Source organism: Mycobacterium sp. NGS69 (assembly GCF_059812165.1).
In genome coordinates this window covers 76,951-93,822 of record NZ_JCALCD010000011.1, presented here as the reverse complement: position 1 = coordinate 93,822, position 16,872 = coordinate 76,951, and the positions used below count along the sequence as shown (strand labels likewise).

General features: G+C 71.1%; 14 protein-coding genes. 11 read left to right on the top strand and 3 right to left on the bottom strand.

The window, feature by feature from the left end; genetic code table 11:
- Positions 1-4: 4 nt before the first annotated feature.
- Entirely contained in the window at positions 5-1,054 is a 1,050-nt protein-coding gene (gene idsA2 / locus AC5Y2S_RS26165) for a bifunctional (2E,6E)-farnesyl/geranyl diphosphate synthase (RefSeq protein ID WP_499959383.1), read from the bottom strand.
- A gap of 186 nt (positions 1,055-1,240) precedes the next feature.
- On the opposite strand from idsA2, the gene AC5Y2S_RS26160 reads away from it, so the two are divergent.
- Entirely contained in the window at positions 1,241-2,125 is an 885-nt protein-coding gene (locus AC5Y2S_RS26160) for a mycobacterial-type methylenetetrahydrofolate reductase (RefSeq protein ID WP_499959337.1), read from the top strand.
- A gap of 53 nt (positions 2,126-2,178) precedes the next feature.
- On the opposite strand, the gene lppM is transcribed toward AC5Y2S_RS26160, so the two are convergent.
- A complete protein-coding gene (gene lppM / locus AC5Y2S_RS26155) occupies positions 2,179-2,826 on the bottom strand; it encodes a lipoprotein LppM (RefSeq protein WP_499959382.1) in 648 nt (215 codons plus the stop codon).
- A gap of 125 nt (positions 2,827-2,951) precedes the next feature.
- On the bottom strand, positions 2,952-3,560 hold the full coding sequence (locus AC5Y2S_RS26150) for a GNAT family N-acetyltransferase (protein WP_499959336.1): 609 nt from the start codon (positions 3,558-3,560) through the stop codon (positions 2,952-2,954).
- Between the two features lie 328 nt (positions 3,561-3,888).
- Between AC5Y2S_RS26150 and AC5Y2S_RS26145 the strand changes: the two genes are divergently transcribed.
- The 10 genes from AC5Y2S_RS26145 to ftsW all read left to right on the top strand — a co-directional run bounded on the left by AC5Y2S_RS26145 (position 3,889) and on the right by ftsW (position 16,850).
- Positions 3,889-4,290, top strand: coding sequence for an SCO2097 family morphological protein (locus AC5Y2S_RS26145; protein WP_499959335.1), 402 nt, complete (start codon positions 3,889-3,891; stop codon positions 4,288-4,290).
- 396 nt (positions 4,291-4,686) lie between these two features.
- Complete coding sequence (gene mraZ, locus AC5Y2S_RS26140) at positions 4,687-5,118, top strand: division/cell wall cluster transcriptional repressor MraZ (RefSeq protein ID WP_499907221.1); 432 nt, start codon at positions 4,687-4,689, stop codon at positions 5,116-5,118.
- Positions 5,093-6,262, top strand: a complete 1,170-nt coding sequence (gene rsmH / locus AC5Y2S_RS26135; protein WP_499959333.1) for a 16S rRNA (cytosine(1402)-N(4))-methyltransferase RsmH — start codon at positions 5,093-5,095, stop codon at positions 6,260-6,262. Before mraZ ends, rsmH begins: the two co-directional genes overlap by 26 nt.
- Positions 6,259-7,431: a cell division protein FtsL gene (gene ftsL / locus AC5Y2S_RS26130; protein WP_499959331.1), complete on the top strand. Its 1,173-nt coding sequence runs from the start codon at positions 6,259-6,261 to the stop codon at positions 7,429-7,431. The genes rsmH and ftsL overlap by 4 nt, the downstream gene beginning before the upstream one ends.
- A complete protein-coding gene (locus tag AC5Y2S_RS26125; protein ID WP_499959330.1) occupies positions 7,428-9,437 on the top strand; it encodes a peptidoglycan D,D-transpeptidase FtsI family protein in 2,010 nt (669 codons plus the stop codon). The genes ftsL and AC5Y2S_RS26125 overlap by 4 nt, the downstream gene beginning before the upstream one ends.
- A 124-nt stretch (positions 9,438-9,561) precedes the next feature.
- On the top strand, positions 9,562-11,127 hold the full coding sequence (locus AC5Y2S_RS26120) for a UDP-N-acetylmuramoyl-L-alanyl-D-glutamate--2,6-diaminopimelate ligase (protein ID WP_499959328.1): 1,566 nt from the start codon (positions 9,562-9,564) through the stop codon (positions 11,125-11,127).
- Positions 11,124-12,632, top strand: a complete 1,509-nt coding sequence (locus AC5Y2S_RS26115; RefSeq protein ID WP_499959326.1) for a UDP-N-acetylmuramoyl-tripeptide--D-alanyl-D-alanine ligase — start codon at positions 11,124-11,126, stop codon at positions 12,630-12,632. The genes AC5Y2S_RS26120 and AC5Y2S_RS26115 overlap by 4 nt, the downstream gene beginning before the upstream one ends.
- Positions 12,629-13,708, top strand: a complete 1,080-nt coding sequence (mraY, locus tag AC5Y2S_RS26110; protein ID WP_499959325.1) for a phospho-N-acetylmuramoyl-pentapeptide-transferase — start codon at positions 12,629-12,631, stop codon at positions 13,706-13,708. Before AC5Y2S_RS26115 ends, mraY begins: the two co-directional genes overlap by 4 nt.
- A gap of 1 nt (position 13,709) precedes the next feature.
- Positions 13,710-15,161, top strand: coding sequence for a UDP-N-acetylmuramoyl-L-alanine--D-glutamate ligase (gene murD / locus AC5Y2S_RS26105; protein WP_499959323.1), 1,452 nt, complete (start codon positions 13,710-13,712; stop codon positions 15,159-15,161).
- Positions 15,162-15,167: 6 nt separating this feature from the next.
- A complete protein-coding gene (ftsW, locus tag AC5Y2S_RS26100) occupies positions 15,168-16,850 on the top strand; it encodes a putative lipid II flippase FtsW (RefSeq protein ID WP_499959322.1) in 1,683 nt (560 codons plus the stop codon).
- Positions 16,851-16,872 lie beyond the last annotated feature (22 nt).

The following is a 16,872-nucleotide window of genomic DNA, read 5'->3' as shown; positions in this document are numbered from 1 at the left end:
CGGACTAGGCGGACCGATTCGTGGCCATCCTGGCGAGCTCGGCCAGCCCCGCTTTGGCCGCCGCGTTGATCGGTGCCGCCGCGAGCGTGCCGAGCGCGCGTTCGGTCAACGCGGCGATGCGTCGCTCCGCCGCGGCCAGCGCGCCCACCGACTCGATGACGTCGCGCAGTCCGGCGACCTGCGCGTCGGTCAGCTGCGCACCGATCGAGCCGCGTAACCGGTTGGCCGCCAACGGGTCCGACTTGTCCGCCAGCTCCACCGCCTCGGCCAGCAGCACGGTTCGCTTGCCGGACCTCAGATCGTCGCCGGACGGCTTGCCCGTCACCGCGGGGTCGCCGAACACGCCCAGCACGTCGTCGCGCAGCTGGAACGCCACACCCAGGTCGGTCCCGAATTCTTTGAAGGCGGCCTGCACGTCGGGCCGGTCGGCGGCGGCCGCCACGCCCAGCTGCAGCGGCCGCGCCACGGTGTAGCAGGCGGTCTTGAAGGTGTCGACGTTCATCGCCGACGCGATCGACTCGGCGGCGCTGTTCTCGGCGACGATGTCGAGGTATTGCCCGCCGAGCACCTCGGTGCGGATGTCGGCCCACACGTGCTGGACGCGCCCCCGCGCGTCGGGCGGCAATCCCACCCCGAAGACGATGTCGTCGGCCCAGGCCAGTGCCAGGTCGCCGAGCAGGATGGCCGCCGACGTCCCGAACCGCTCCGGCGAGCCGCGCCAGCCCCGGTCGCGGTGCAGCGCCGCGAAGCGGACATGCGCGGTCGGCTTGCCGCGGCGGGTGGAGGAGTCGTCGATCACGTCGTCGTGCACCAGCGCGCAGGCGTGCAGCAGTTCGAGCGCGGAAAACAGCAGCAACACTTCGGGTTCGGGCTCGCCGGTGGCCACCGACCGCCAGCCCCAGTAGGCGAAGGCGGGCCGCAGCCGTTTGCCGCCGTTGAGCACGAAGTCCTCCAGGGCGGCGACCAGGACGTCGTAGTCGGCGCCGATGTAGGCCGTCCGGTCGCGCCGGTCGCGCAGGTATCGCCGAAGTTGCTCGGTGATCGCGCCGGTCAACTCGACGGTTGCCGCTGCCTCCGAAGCTTTCAAGCTCAGCGCGGCGCCCCTTTCTGCTCGTCAGTCCCTGGGCCGACAGTGTATGTCGCTTCCGGGCCCCAGTTGCTTCGACTGCCTCACTATTGCGCCCCTATGCTGGCGATCTGGGAAACAAGTCGTCTGATGGATCCGACCGATAGGAGCCGCGTGACCCTCAACACCATCGCGCTCGAGTTGGTGCCCCCCAACGTCGAAGACGGCAAGGAGCGGGCGCTCGAAGACGCGCGAAAAGTGGTGCGGTACTCGCGCGAGTTCGGCCTCGAGGGCCGGATCCGGCACGTGATGATCCCCGGGATGATCGCGGAGGACGACGATCGGCCCGTGGCCATGAAGCCGAAATTCGACGTGCTGGACTTCTGGTCGATCATCAAGCCCGAATTGCCCGGCTTCCAGGGCCTGTGCACCCAGGTGACCGCGTTCATGGACGAGGTGTCGCTGCGCCAGCGGCTGACCGACCTGTGCGCCGCCGGGATGGAGGGCGTCGTCTTCGTCGGCGTCCCGCGCACCATGAACGACGGCGAGGGTTCCGGCGTCGCACCGACCGACGCCCTGTCGATCTATCGCGACCTGGTGACCAACCGCGGCGTGATCGTGATCCCCACCCGCGAGGGGGAGCAGGGCCGGCTGAACTTCAAATGCAACCAGGGCGCGACGTACGGGATGACGCAGCTGCTGTATTCCGACGCGATCGTGGGCTTTCTGACCGACTTCGCCAAGAACACCGATCACCGGCCCGAGATCCTGCTGTCCTTCGGGTTCGTGCCGAAGGTGGAGAGCCGCGTCGGCCTGATCAACTGGCTGATTCAGGATCCCGGCAACGCCGCCGTGGCCGGCGAACAGGAGTTCGTCCGACGGTTGGCCGGCAGCGAACCGGAGCAGAAGCGCCGGCTGATGGTCGACCTGTACAAGCGCGTGATCGACGGCGTGGCCGGGCTCGGCTTCCCGCTGAGCATCCATTTCGAGGCGACCTACGGGGTTTCCGGGCCCGCGTTCCAGACCTTCGCGGAGATGCTGGACTACTGGTCGCCCTAGGCTGCCTTCGGGCGACCCGCTTCGCCCGGCGAAACGCCGCGCTCGCGATCGCCCTAGCTGGGCGGCTGGTCGCGCGGCGCGGTGAGCCGCGGCGAACGGTCGCGGCTCATCCAGGCCAGCAGCGCCACCACGCCGGCCGCCGCGAAGGACGCGATGCCCAGCCAGACGCCCGCGCCGGTGAAGTTACGGGTGTTCGGATCGGTGTAGCGGGCGTTGGCGCTCATGGCGGTCACCACGCCCGGTTTGAGCTTCCACGACACCACGTCCGGCTCGACGCGGTCGCCGTTGGTGGAGGTCACGACGCCGGGAAACGCGACCGTCAACTCGACGTCGGCGTCGTTGTCGGTCACAGATGTCAGGTCCGCCCGGCCCTCGAGGATCACCAGGTTGCCGTTGCGGCGCAGCGACAGGCTCACCCCCTGGGCGTCGGAGTTCATGTTCGCCAGCTGCGGCAACTCGGCGAACGTCAGGTCGGAGAACACCGCCTGCGAACCCACGTAGCCGTCGCTGTCGTAGTTCGACACCGCCACTTTCTGGCCGAACGGCAGGTTGTTGGTGTCGAGCTGCGGGCCGGTGTCCTTCGGCGTCTTTGGTTTGGCCGCCGCGATGATCTCCCCGGACACCAGGTCGTCGGGCGAGACGGTGAGCGACGCCCGGACCCGCAGGCACCCGCTGGCCAGGGGCACGATCAGCAGCAGCATCGCGATGGCCAGGACGCGGCGCCGGCGGGGCGTGAAGCCGCGGGGCCGGACCGGGGCGGGACTGGCGTGCACGAGGTCATCGTGCCAGATCCGGCGCCCCGGGTGCGCCGCCCCGGGCGGTGTCGCTACAGCGGAAGGGAGCGGCCCAGGATCGCGAACGCGCGTGGGTCCCCGGCGAAGTGATAGCCGCGGATGACGTCGGTGAAGCCCAGTCGCCGGTATAACCGCCACGCGCGGTTGGGCTCTCCGTTGATTTCCGGCGTGGAGAGCAGGACGTTCTTCTCTGGGCGCGCGGCGAGCAGCCGGCGGGCCAACGCCTCGCCGAGGCCGCGGCCCTGCGCACGGGGGTGGATGTGCAGTTCGGTCAGCTCGAAGTAGCTGTTCATCAGCTGGGCGATCTCCTGCGGCGGCGAGCCGCCGCGTTGCAAGCCCAGGACCACCTGCTGCTGCCACCACTGCCCGGGCGCCCCGGGATAGCCGTAGGCCACGCCGAGCAGCGGCGCGTCGCTCAGTTCTGCGGCCGACGGCGCCTGGGCGCCGGGGTCCCCGGGCGCCTCGGCCTCGACGGCGGCCACCCCCTGCCAGCCGTGCCGACGGATGTGTTCGAGCCACATGGCGGCGCGCTGGTTCTCGGTGCCCCGCGGGTATCGCATCGCTTCGACGTACACCCCGAGGGCGTCAGCCAGGCGGCGCTCCATATCGTTCGGCGGCAGATCGATGAGGAATATCGCCAACTCGCGGTGTCCTCCTCATCGGGTGGCTTCAGGTGGGGCTCCGGCCCCGTGCGGCTGTCGCCATTATCCGACCCCCGCGGCTCCGCGCGCCCGGCGGCCGCAGCTAGGAGCCTGCCATGACGGGGCGAAGCGCGCCCCATCGGCAAGCGGGTTGCGGCGCACCGTCGTTGCCGGGTGTGCGGGCGTGGGAGCGCGCCCGGGATAGAATCGCTGCCGAACCAGTGGTACGGCGCAGGTTGACCTCGTATCATTTGTGGTAGTTGCCCTTACACCGGGCATCCGCGTGCTATCGATAGTTACGTGTCAAACTGTCGGCAAGGAGGGACGAATGCCACTCTCCGATCATGAACAGCGGATGCTCGATCAGATCGAGAGCGCCCTCTACGCGGAGGATCCCAAGTTCGCGTCGAGCGTCCGCGGCGGAGGGTTGCGCGCACCGACCGCGCGGCGGCGCCTGCAGGGCGCGGCGTTGTTCGTCGTCGGCCTGGCGATGTTGGTGTCCGGGGTGGCGTTCAAAGCCACGATGATCGGAAGTTTCCCGATCCTGAGCGTCTTTGGCTTCATCGTGATGTTCGGCGGCGTGGTCTACGCGATCACCGGCCCGCGGCTGGCGAGCAGGCCGGATCGTTCCGGATCCGCGCCCGGATCGTCGCGCCAGCGGCGCAACAAGGGCGGCGGCTCGTTCACCAGTCGCATGGAGGATCGCTTCCGCCGGCGCTTCGACGAGTAGCGGAGACGACGAGGCGTCACCAGGGGTAGCCATCACGGCTACCTCTTTTTTTGCGCCCGGGCGAGTGGGTACGCCGGGTGGAGTTCATTTCGACTCCCAATCGAGCCCAAACCGAGCCTTCCCGCGCCCGAGATGCCCCACCGGGCCCCACCGAGACGCCCCACTGCGCCCCACCCGGCGATTCCATGGCCCTGAGGTGCGGTTTTCCGGCGGGAAGATCGGGCGGCAACGGGACGTCCGGAGCCACCGGCCGGCGCCAGGGCCGGGCTCGGTGGCGGACAACGGGGAAAACGCGCCCACGACACCCGAATAATGGGGCGAAGTGGGGGATGGTGGGGTATGGTGGCTGAAGCGTTTGGGTGAGGCGAGAGCCGGGTCTCCATGGGAGGTGAGCTGGTGTTTCTCGGCACCTACACGCCCAAGCTCGACGACAAGGGGCGGCTGACGTTGCCCGCCAAGTTCCGCGACACGTTGGCAGGGGGGTTGATGGTCACCAAGAGCCAGGACCACAGCCTCGCGGTCTACCCCCGGACGGAATTCGAGCAGCTGGCACGCCGGGCCAGCAAGACCTCGCGCAGCAACCCCGAGGCCCGGGCCTTCCTGCGCAATCTCGCCGCCGGCACCGACGAGCAGCATCCCGACGCGCAGGGCCGCATCACCCTGTCGGCCGACCACCGCCGTTACGCGAACCTGACCAAGGACTGCGTGGTGATCGGGGCGGTCGACTACCTCGAGATCTGGGATGCGCAGGCCTGGCACGACTACCAGCAGACCCACGAAGAGAACTTCTCCGCGGCCAGCGATGAAGCACTCGGCGACATTATCTGAGGCGCATGCCCGTGCATCGTGGCCTCTGCCCGAACCGACCCTGGCGTACTTCCCCAACGCCAGGTTCGTACCTTCGGACAGAGACCAGGATGCAAGGGCGGTTCTCAGGGGAGGCGTTGCGGTGGCTGAGAATTCGGACGATTTCGGGCACGTGCCCGTCCTGCTGCACCGCTGCGTCGAGCTGCTCACCCCCGCCCTGACGCGCCGGCACCCCGACGGGAGCGGCGCGGTCCTCGTCGACGCCACGCTCGGCGCCGGCGGTCACGCCGAGCGATTCCTGACCGACCTGCCCGGTCTGCGTCTGATCGGACTCGACCGCGATCCCAGCGCCCTCGACATCGCCCGGGACCGACTGGACCGGTTCGCCGACCGGGTCACCCTGGTCCGGACCCGGTACGACGGTCTCGCCGAAGCGCTGGCCGAATCCGGCTGTGCCGCAACTGAATCCGTCGATGGGATCCTTTTCGACCTCGGCGTTTCCTCCATGCAGCTCGATCGCGCCGAACGGGGCTTCGCCTATGCCCAGGACGCGCCGCTGGACATGCGGATGGACCCGTCGTCGCCGCTGACCGCGGCCGACATCGTCAACACCTACGACGAGGGCGCGCTGGCGGACATCCTGCACCGCTACGGCGAGGAGCGGTTCGCCCGCCGCATCGCCGGCCACATCGTCCGCCGGCGCCGCAGCGCCCCGTTCACCTCGACCGCGCAGTTGGTAGAGCTGCTGTACCAAGCGATTCCGGCACCCGCCCGGCGCACCGGCGGACATCCGGCCAAGCGCACCTTCCAGGCGCTGCGGATCGCCGTCAACGACGAACTGACCTCGCTGCGCGACGCCCTTCCCGCCGCGCTGGACGCGCTGACCGTCGGCGGGCGCATCGCGGTGATGGCCTACCAATCGCTGGAGGACCGGATCGTCAAGCGCGTGTTCGCCGACGCGGTCGCGTCACGCACGCCGGTGGATCTGCCCTTCGAACTTCCCGGCCACGAGCCGAGATTCCGGTCGTTGACGCGCGGCGCCGAACGCGCGGACGCGGCCGAGGTCGAACGCAATCCCCGCAGCGCCGCCGTGCGATTGCGGGCGCTGCAACGGCTGGGACCGAACGCGAAATCACAGCAGGCTAGCGGGAAAGGCGACTCATGAAGGTAACGCGCGAGACGCCCAAGCGCCGCGGCGGCTCGGCCCGCAAGAACAGGCGCGCCGTCGCCGACGGGGCGTCTTCGCGTCGCACGCGGCCCGGGACCGCCTCGTCCACCGCCCGCGAAAGCCGGTCGCACAGTTCGGGACCGCAAACCAGCCCGATTGCCCGGCCGGTCGAACGCTCGGGCCGCCCCAAGAATGCGAGCCAGGCCAAAGCGCGGGCCAAAGCGCGGAAAGCCAAGGCGCCCAAGGCCGTCCGGCCCCGCCTGACCGAGCGGTTGGCCGCCCGGCTCGCGTCGATCGATCTGCGCCCGCGGACGCTGGCGAGCAAGGTTCCGTTTGTCGTGCTGATCATCGGCGCCCTCGGCCTGGGGTTGGGCCTGACGCTGTGGTTGTCCACCGACTCCGCCGAGCGCTCCTATCAGTTGAGCCACGCCCGCGAGAAGAACCGGATGCTGCAGCAGCAGAAGGAGTCGCTGGAACGCGATGTGCGCGAGGCGGAGTCGGCGCCGGCGCTGGCCGAAGCGGCGCGCAAGCAGGGCATGATCCCGACGCGGGACACCGCACACCTGGTCCAGGACCCGACCGGTAACTGGGTGGTCGTCGGCAGCCCGAAGCCGGCCGACGGCGTCCCGCCGCCACCGCTGAACAGCAAGATCTCCGACGCGCCCCCACCGGCTCCGCCGCCGCCCGCGCTGCCGCCGGAGGTCCCGGTCCGGGTGCTGCCGGCGCCCGGGGGCCTGCCGGTGCCGGCGCGGCCGGGGCCGGAGGCGCTGTTGCGCGCCCCGGACGGTTCGTCGACCGTGGGCGGCCAGCACCTGCCCGCGCAAATCCCTTCGCAGGCCATAGCCCCGTTGCCGGGGATGCCGGGCGGCCCGGCCACGGGGCACTTCCAGGGGGTGGTGCCGGTGCTGCCGACGCCTGGTCTGCCGTCCCCGGCGGGCCCCGCGCAGCCTCCGGCGCCCGCCGAGGTCTCGATTCCCATGGGCGGGCTGCCGATCCCGGCTCCCGGACCGGTGCCCGCCCCGCTGCCCGCGGAGGTGCCGGTCCCGGTGCGGCCGGGGTTGCCCGGCCCGGCTGCCCAGGTCCCCCAGGTGCCTCAGGCCGGCGTGCCGGCTAACGGCCAACAGCCCGGCCCGCTGGCCGCCGCGACGCCGGGTGCCCCCCGATGAGCCGCGGCGAGGACGGGCGGGGACGCCGATCGCCGGCGCGACCGACGCGCCGGCCCCGTAAGCCGCAAGAGCCCAAGGACGTGCGGCAACCGAAGAAGCCCCGTAACGCCAAGCAGGCCAAGCAAGCTCGTCCGGCCGAAGCGATGGCGGTCGGACACTCGGCGCGCGACCGGCGCACCCGCCAGATCGTGGAAATGGGCTCGCGCGGCGCGTCGTTCGTCTTCCGGCATCGGGCCGGCAACGTGGTGATCGTGGCGCTGATGGCGGTCGCGGCGGCGCAGCTGTTCGTCCTGCAGGTGACGGACGCGCCGAAGCTGCGCGCGCAGGCGGCCGGGCAGCTCAAGGTCACCGACGTCGAGAAGGCCATCCGCGGCAGCATCGTGGACCGCAACAACCAACAGCTGGCGTTCACCATCGAGTCGCGCGCACTGACGTTCCAGCCCAAGCGGATTCACCAGCAGCTGGAGGAGGCGAAAAAGAAGAACCCCGCGGCACCCGATCCGCAGGAGCGGCTGCGTGACATGGCCAAGGAAGTCTCGGCGCGGCTGAACAACAAGCCGGATTTTGCGACCGTGCTGAAGAAGCTGCAGAGCAACGAGAATTTCGTGTATCTGGCCCGCGCCGTCGACCCCGCGGTCGCCAGCGCGATCTCGGAGAAGTTCCCCGAGGTCGGCTCCGAGCGCCAGGACCTGCGCCAGTATCCGGGCGGATCGCTGGCCGCCAACATCGTCGGCGGCATCGACTGGGACGGCCACGGACTGCTCGGGCTGGAGGACTCCCTGGACTCCGTCCTGTCCGGAACCGACGGCTCCGTCACCTATGACCGCGGATCCGACGGGGTCGTCATCCCCGGCAGCTACCGCAACCGGCACCGGGCGGTCAACGGCTCGACCGTCCAGCTGACCCTGGACGACGACATCCAGTTCTACGTCCAGCAGCAGGTCCAGCAGGCGAAGAATCTGTCTGGGGCGCACAATGTTTCGGCCGTCGTGCTGGACTCCAAGACGGGCGAGGTGCTGGCCATGGCCAACGACAACACCTTCGACCCGTCCCAGGACATCGGGCGCCAGGGCGACCGGCAACTGGGCAACCTGACGGTGTCCTCGCCCTTCGAACCGGGGTCGGTGAACAAGGTCATCACCGCGTCCTCGGTCATCGAGTACGGCCTGTCCAACCCCGACGAGGTGTTGCAGGTGCCCGGCCAGATCCAGATGGGCGGCGTCACCATCCACGACGCCTGGGACCACGGCGTGATGCCCTACACCACCACCGGCGTGTTCGGGAAGTCGTCGAACGTCGGCACCCTGATGCTCGCGCAGCGCGTCGGCCCGGAACGCTTCTACGACATGGTCCGCAAGTTCGGGCTCGGCCAGCGCACCAACGTCGGGCTGCCCGGTGAGAGCGCCGGGCTGGTGCCGCCCATCGACCAATGGTCGGGCAGCACCTTCTCGAACCTGCCCATCGGCCAAGGGCTTTCGATGACCCTGCTGCAGATGACCGACATGTACCAGACGATCGCCAACGACGGCCTGCGGGTACCGCCGCGGATCATCAAGGCCACCATCGCCCCCGACGGCACTCGGACCGAGGAACCGCACCCGGACGGGGTTCGGGTGGTGTCGCCGCAGACCGCCCAGACGGTCCGGGGCATGCTGCGCGCCGTCGTGCAGCACGACCCGATGGGCTACCAGCAGGGCACCGGGCCGGCCGCCGCGGTGTCCGGCTATCAGATGGCGGGCAAGACCGGCACCGCCCAGCAGATCAACCCCGGCTGCGGTTGCTACTTCGACGACGTCTACTGGATCACCTTTGCCGGCATGGCCACCGTCGACAATCCCCGCTACGTCATCGGCATCATGATGGACAACCCCCAGCGCAACGCCGACGGCACACCCGGGCACTCGGCGGCCCCGCTGTTCCACAACATCGCCGGCTGGCTGATGCAGCGCGAGAACGTGCCGCTGTCGCCGGATCCGGGACCGCCGCTCACCCTGCAGGCCACGTAGCCCTCTCCACCGCGCCCTCTTCACCGCGACGGTGCGTGTCTGTACGTCGGCACGCGGGGGAGGTGTACAACTGCGCACGCTCGCCCGGGAACGCCGGCCGGCCGGTGCTCCTCGGTAGGGTGTCATGGCCGATCAAAAGGACCACGCGGGTGGGACGGGAGGTGTGTCGGTGTCCACTGATTTGCGCCCAAGCGCCGGCGCCGGCGCCCGGTTACCTGAGCTGGCGGCCCAGGTTGGTGCGGTGATGGCCGACGGCGTGGCCGTGCCCGACGTCCCGGTCACCGGCGTCACGCTGCGCGCCCAGGACGTGCGGCCCGGGGACCTGTTCGCCGCGCTGCCCGGCTCGGCCACGCACGGCGCCCGCTATGCCGGCGACGCGATCCAAAGCGGTGCCGTCGCGGTGCTGACCGACGCCGCCGGCGTCGCGGAGATGGGCCCGCGCGCCGTCCCGATCCTGGTGCACCCGGCGCCCCGCGGCGTGCTCGGCGGCCTCGCCGCCGCGGTGTACGGAAACCCGTCGGAGCGCCTCACGGTCATCGGGATCACCGGAACGTCGGGCAAGACCACCACGACGTACCTCGTCGAGTCGGGTCTGCGCGCCGGCGGCCGGACGGCGGGGTTGATCGGAACCATCGGCATCCGCGTCGACGGCGCCGACATCCCCAGCGCGCTGACGACACCTGAGGCGCCCGCGCTGCAGGCGATGCTCGCGGCGATGGCCGAACAAGGGGTGGACACGGTGGTCATGGAGGTGTCCAGTCATGCGCTGGCGTTGGGCCGGGTGGACGGCACCGGGTTCGCGGTGGGCGCCTTCACCAACCTGTCCCGCGACCACCTCGACTTCCACCCGACCATGGCCGACTATTTCGAGGCCAAGGCGCTGCTGTTCGACCCCGATTCGCCGCTGTGCGCCCGACGGGCCATCGTGTGCGTCGACGACGACGCCGGGCGCGCGATGGCCACCAGGGCCGGTGACGCCGTGACCGTCAGCGCCACCGGCCAACCGGCCGACTGGCGCGCCACGGACCTGGCGCCGATGGGCGCGGGCGGACAGCAGTTCACCGCCGTGGACCCCGCGGGCGTACACCACCGCGTCGGCATCCGGCTGCCCGGCCACTACAACGTCGCCAATGCCCTTGTGGCGCTGGCGATCCTGGACGCGGTGGGCGTCTCGCCGGAGCAGGCGGCCCCGGGGTTGCAGAACACGCGCGTCCCCGGGCGGCTCGAAGAGATCGACCGCGGCCAGGATTTCCTGGCGCTGGTCGACTACGCCCACAAGCCGGGCGCGTTGCGCGCGGTGCTCGGCGCCCTGACGCGCCCGCAGCGCCGGCTGGCCGTGGTGTTCGGCGCCGGGGGCGATCGCGATCCGGGCAAGCGGGCCGCCATGGGCGCCGTCGCCGCCGAGCTCGCCGACCTGGTCGTCGTCACCGACGACAATCCGCGCAGTGAAGACCCCGCGGCGATCCGGCGCGAAATCCTCAGCGGCGCAGCCGAAGCGGGCACCAAGGCGGAGGTCGTCGAGATCGGCGACCGGCGCGAGGCGATCCGGCATGCGGTCAACTGGGCGGGCCCCGGCGACGTCGTGCTGATCGCCGGCAAGGGCCACGAAACCGGCCAGCGCACCGGCGACGTGGTCCGCCCGTTCGACGATCGCGTGGAGCTCGCCCGGGCCCTGGAGGATCGCGCGTGATCGAGCTGACCGTCGCGCAGATCGCCGAAATCGTCGGCGGCACCCTGGCGGACATCGCACCGCAAGACGCCGCCGAACTGCGCGTCACCGGCACCGTCGAGTTCGACTCGCGGGCCGTGGGCCCGGGCGGGCTGTTCCTGGCGCTGCCGGGGGCCCGCTCCGACGGCCACGACCACGCGGCCTCGGCGGTCGCGGCCGGCGCGGTCGCGGTGCTGGCGGCCCGTCCGGTCGGCGTCCCCGCCATCGTGGTCGCCCCCGAAGGCGCCTCCGGATCGCGGGCCGGCGTGCTGGAGCACGACGCCGACGGCTCCGGCGCCGCGGTCCTGGCGGCGCTGGCCAGGCTGGCCCGGGCGGTGGCGGCCGAACTGGTGGCGGGCGGGCTGACCATTGTCGGGATCACCGGCTCGTCGGGAAAGACCTCGACCAAGGATCTGGTGGCCGCCGTGCTGGCGCCCCTCGGGGAGGTGGTCGCCCCGCCCGGGTCGTTCAACAACGAGTTGGGTCACCCCTGGACGGTGCTGCGCGCGACGCGGCGCACCGACTACCTGATCCTCGAGATGTCGGCGCGCCACCCCGGCAACATCGCCGCGCTGGCCGAGATCGCCCCGCCCTCGATCGGGGTGGTCCTCAACGTCGGGACCGCCCACCTGGGCGAATTCGGCTCCCGGGAGGCCATCGCGCGAACCAAATCCGAACTGGCCCAAGCCGTTCCGCCGTCCGGCGTCGTCATTCTCAACGTCGACGACCCGGCCGTGGCGGCAATGGCCGACGTCACCAGCGCCCGGGTGGTCCGGGTCAGCCGCGCCGGCCGCACGGATGCGGGGCCAAGCGACGTGTGGGCCGATGGAGTGTCGCTGGACGAACTGGCCCGGCCGCGCTTTACCCTGCACGCGATGGACAGCGCTGTTGAGGTGCAACTCAGCGTGTTCGGCGACCATCAGGTCACCAACGCGCTGTGCGCCGGCGCGGTCGCGCTGCATTGCGGAGCCGGCCTCGAGCAGGTGGCGGACGCGCTGGCCGGGGCCGGCCCGGTGTCGCGCCATCGCATGCAGGTGACCACCCGCGCCGACGGCGTCACGGTGATCGACGACGCCTACAACGCCAACCCCGACTCGATGCGGGCCGGGCTGCAGGCGCTGGCCTGGATCGCCCACGGCGGCCCGAGCCCAAAGCGCCGGAGCTGGGCGGTGCTCGGCGAGATGGCCGAGCTCGGCGAGGACGCGATAACCGAGCACGATCGCATCGGCCGGCTCGCGGTGCGCTTAGATGTGTCTCGACTCGTTGTCGTCGGAACCGGGAGGTCGATGAGCGCCATGCACCATGCGGCGGTCATGGAAGGCTCCTGGGGGGGCGAGACCGTCAGCGTGCCCGACGGCGACGCCGCGCTGGCCCTGCTGCGGGCGGAGCTGCGGCCCGGTGACGTCGTGCTGGTCAAGGCGTCCAACGCCGCCGGCCTGGGGGCGCTCGCGGAAGCGCTCGCGGCCGACAGTAGGGCGCGCCCGTGAGACAGATCCTCATCGCGGTCGCCATCGCGCTGACCGTGTCCATTCTGTTGACCCCGGCGCTGATCCGGCTGTTCACCAGGCAGGGTTTCGGCCACCAGATCCGCGAGGACGGCCCGCCGAGTCACCACACCAAGCGCGGCACCCCGTCGATGGGCGGCGTGGCGATCCTGGCCGGCATCTGGGCGGGCTACCTGGGCACCCACCTGGCCGGCCTGGCGTTCGACGGCGAGGGCATTTCCGCGTCCGGCCTGCTGGTGCTCGGCCTGGCCACCGCGCTGGGCGTCGTCGGGTTCCTCGACGACCTGATCAAGATCCGCCGGTCGCGCAACCTCGGGCTGAACAAGACGGCCAAGACGGTCGGGCAGATCGTCGCCGCGGTGCTCTTCGGCGCGCTGGTGTTGCAGTTCCACGGCGCCAACGGCCTCACGCCGGCCAGCGCGAACCTGTCCTACGTGCGCGAAATCGCCACCGTCACACTGGCTCCCGGGCTGTTCGTGCTGTTCTGCGTCGTCGTCGTCAGCGCGTGGTCCAACGCGGTCAACTTCACCGACGGCCTGGACGGGCTGGCCGCCGGTTGCATGGCGATGGTCAGCGCCGCCTACGTGTTGATCACCTTCTGGCAGTACCGCAACGCGTGCGCCACCGCGCCGGGGCTGGGCTGCTACAACGTGCGCGATCCGCTGGATCTGGCGCTGATCGCGGCCGCCACCGCCGGCGCCTGCATCGGCTTTCTGTGGTGGAACGCCGCGCCCGCCAAGATCTTCATGGGCGACACCGGCTCGCTGGCGCTGGGCGGCATCATCGCAGGCCTGTCGGTGACCAGCCGCACCGAGCTCCTGGCCGTCGTGCTGGGCTCGCTGTTCGTCGCCGAGGTCACCTCCGTCGTGCTGCAGATCCTGGCCTTCCGCACCACGGGGCGCCGGGTGTTCCGGATGGCGCCCTTCCACCACCATTTCGAACTGGCCGGCTGGGCCGAAACCACGGTGATCATCCGTTTCTGGCTGCTCACCGCGATCACCTGCGGCCTGGGCGTGGCCCTGTTCTACGGTGAGTGGCTGGCCACGGTCGGAGCCTGACGTGCTTGACCCGCTCGCCCCGGGCGCGCCCGTGCTGGTGGCCGGCGGCGGCGTCACCGGCAAGGCGGTGCTGGCGGCCCTGACCCGATTCGGTGCGGCCCCGACCCTCTGCGACGACGACCCCGCGACCCTGCGCCGGTACGCCGACGGCGGCGTCGCGACGGTGACGACGTCGACGGCCGCGGAAAGGGTCTGCGACTACGCCCTGGTGGTGACCAGCCCCGGCTTCTCGCCGTCCACTCCGCTGCTGGCCGCCGCGGCGACGGCGGGCGTGCCCATCTGGGGTGACGTGGAGCTGGCCTGGCGGCTCGACGCCGCCGGCCAGTACGGGCCGCCGCGCCGCTGGCTGGTGGTCACCGGGACGAACGGCAAGACCACGACGACGTCGATGCTGCACGCGATGCTGGTCGCCGGCGGGAAAAGCAGCGTGCTGTGCGGCAACATCGGCGATCCGGTGCTCGACGTGCTGGACCGGCCCGCCGAGCTGCTGGCCGTCGAGGCGTCCAGCTTCCAGCTGCACTGGGCGCCCTCGCTGCGGCCCGAGGCCGGCGTCGTGCTCAACATCGCCGAGGACCACCTGGACTGGCACTCCACGATGGCCGAATACACCGCCGCCAAGGCCCGGGTGCTAAGCGGCCGGGTGGCGGTGGTCGGGCTGGACGACGCCCGGGCCGCCGCGCTGCTCGACTCCGCGGCCGCCCCGGTCCGGGCCGGTTTCCGGCTCGGCGAGCCGGCCCCGGGCGAGCTCGGCGTGCGCGACGGGCTGCTGGTCGACCGCGCCTTCGCCGACGACCTGGCGCTAATGCCGGCCCAATCGATCCCGGTGCCCGGCCCGGTCGGCGTACTCGACGCCCTGGCCGCGGCGGCCCTGGCCCGCAGCGTCGGCGTGCCCGCCGAAGCGATCGCGGCCGCGATCTCCTCCTTCCGGCTCGGCCGGCACCGGGCCGAGGTGGTGGCCGTCGCCGACGGGATCACCTACGTCGACGACTCCAAGGCCACCAACCCGCACGCCGCCGAGGCGTCCGTGCTGGCCTACCCGCGGGTGGTGTGGCTGGCCGGCGGTTTGCTGAAGGGCGCATCGGTCGACGCCGAGGTCGCCAGGATCGCATCGCGGCTGGTCGGCGCGGTGCTCATCGGCCGCGATCGGGCCGAGGTTGCAGAGGCGTTATCGCGACACGCGCCGGATGTCCCCGTCGTCCAGGTTGTGACAGGCGAGGATGCTGATATGAATGCGACTGCTGTGGTTCCTGATGCTTCTGTGACAGAAGTGAGACCTTCGGACGGCGACCTCGGCGCTCGCGTCATGACCGCGGCCGTGGCCGCGGCCCGGAACCTCGCCAAGCCGGGCGACACGGTGCTGCTGGCACCGGCCGGCGCGTCGTTCGACCAGTTCGCCGGGTACGCCGCCCGCGGCGACGCGTTCGCGGCGGCCGTCCGCGCGGCGATCCAGTAGGCAGGCGTGGCTAACGGACTGACCCGGCGGCTGCGCCGGGGCAAGGGGAGCAAGGAGACCGCCGCCGGGCAGGACGCGGCGGCCGAGGCGGACGTCCCGAACGACGAGGACGCCACCGACGCCTTCGACGCTTACGAGGCCGCCCCGGACGCCAAGGTGGACGCCAAGGCGGGCGCCAAAGCGGCAAAAGCCAGGTTCACGGCCCTGCCGGCCGGCCTGCGCGGCCGGTTCGGCGCCTGGCTGGGCCGGCCGATGACGTCGTTTCACCTGATCATCGCCGTCACCGGGCTGCTGACCACGCTGGGTCTGATCATGGTGCTGTCCGCCTCGGGCGTGCGCTCCTACGGCGCCGACGGGTCGGCGTGGGTGATCTTCGGCAAGCAGGTGCTCTGGACGATCATCGGGCTGATCGCGGCCTACGTCGCGATGCGCGTGTCGGTGCGCTTCATCCGGCGCGTGGCCTTCACCGGCTACCTGATCACGATCATCCTGCTGGTCCTCGTGCTGGTTCCCGGGATCGGCAACCTGGCCAACGGCTCGCGAAAGTGGTTCGTGATCGCGGGCTTCTCCATGCAGCCGTCGGAGCTGGCCAAGATCGCGTTCGCCATCTGGGGGGCCCACCTGCTGGCGGCCCGGCGAATGGAGCGGGCCTCGCTGCGCGAGATGCTGATCCCGCTGGTCCCGGCCGCGGTCATCGCCCTGGCGCTGATCGTCGCCCAGCCCGACCTCGGGCAGACGGTGTCGCTGGGCATCATCCTGCTGGCCCTGCTGTGGTACGCCGGGCTGCCGCTGCGGGTCTTCGTCACCTCGCTGGCGGCCGTCTTCATGGCCGGCGCGGTCCTGGCGATGTCCGCGGGTTACCGCTCGGACCGGGTGCGGTCCTGGATCAACCCCGAAAACGACCCGCAGGACACCGGCTACCAGGCCCGGCAGGCCAAGTTCGCGCTGGCCCACGGCGGCGTCTTCGGCGACGGCCTCGGCCAGGGCGTCGCCAAGTGGAACTACCTGCCCAACGCCCACAACGACTTCATCTTCGCGATCATCGGCGAGGAGCTGGGCTTCATCGGCGCGTTCGGGCTGCTGGCCCTGTTCGGGGTGTTCGCCTACACCGGGATGCGGATCGCGCGCCGCTCGGCCGACCCGTTCCTGCGGCTGCTGACCGCCACCACGACCATGTGGATCCTCGGCCAGGCGTTCATCAACATCGGCTACGTGATCGGCGTGCTGCCGGTCACCGGCCTGCAGCTACCGCTCATCTCCGCCGGCGGAACATCCACGGCCGCAACACTATTCATGATCGGCATCATGATCAACGCGGCCCGGCACGAACCCGAGGCGGTGGCCGCGCTGCGGGCCGGGCGCGACGACAAGGTGAACCGGCTGCTGCGGCTGCCGCTGCCCCAGCCGTACGTGCCCAGCCGCATCGAGTCGTTCCGCGATCGCAAGCGGGTCGGTCCGCAAGCCGCCGGCAAGGGCCCCAAGGCGCCCCCGCGCAAGGGGGCCCGCAACCACGACGCCCCGCTGCGGCAGCCCGCCGGGCGAAAGTCCGCCCGGCCGACGCGCCAGTCTGGGGGCACCCCGCGTGGGCGGGGAGGGCATCATGGATCTGGCCAGCGGTACGCCGGCCAGCGTGCCGGCGAGCGTAAGGCACGGCGGACTCGCGCATTGGAAGGTCAGCGTTACGGGTGAACGGCACGATCAAAGAGCCGGC

Excerpts from the sequence above, each read along its gene's own strand:
- lppM (WP_499959382.1), bottom strand. The coding sequence starts at position 2,826 with ATGCTGCTGCTGATCGTGCCCCTGGCCAGCGGGTGCCTGCGGGTCCGG.
- AC5Y2S_RS26145 (WP_499959335.1), top strand. The coding sequence starts at position 3,889 with ATGCCACTCTCCGATCATGAACAGCGGATGCTCGATCAGATCGAGAGC.
- rsmH (WP_499959333.1), top strand. The coding sequence starts at position 5,093 with ATGAAGCACTCGGCGACATTATCTGAGGCGCATGCCCGTGCATCGTGG.
- ftsL (WP_499959331.1), top strand. The coding sequence starts at position 6,259 with ATGAAGGTAACGCGCGAGACGCCCAAGCGCCGCGGCGGCTCGGCCCGC.
- AC5Y2S_RS26125 (WP_499959330.1), top strand. The coding sequence starts at position 7,428 with ATGAGCCGCGGCGAGGACGGGCGGGGACGCCGATCGCCGGCGCGACCG.
- AC5Y2S_RS26120 (WP_499959328.1), top strand. The coding sequence starts at position 9,562 with ATGGCCGATCAAAAGGACCACGCGGGTGGGACGGGAGGTGTGTCGGTG.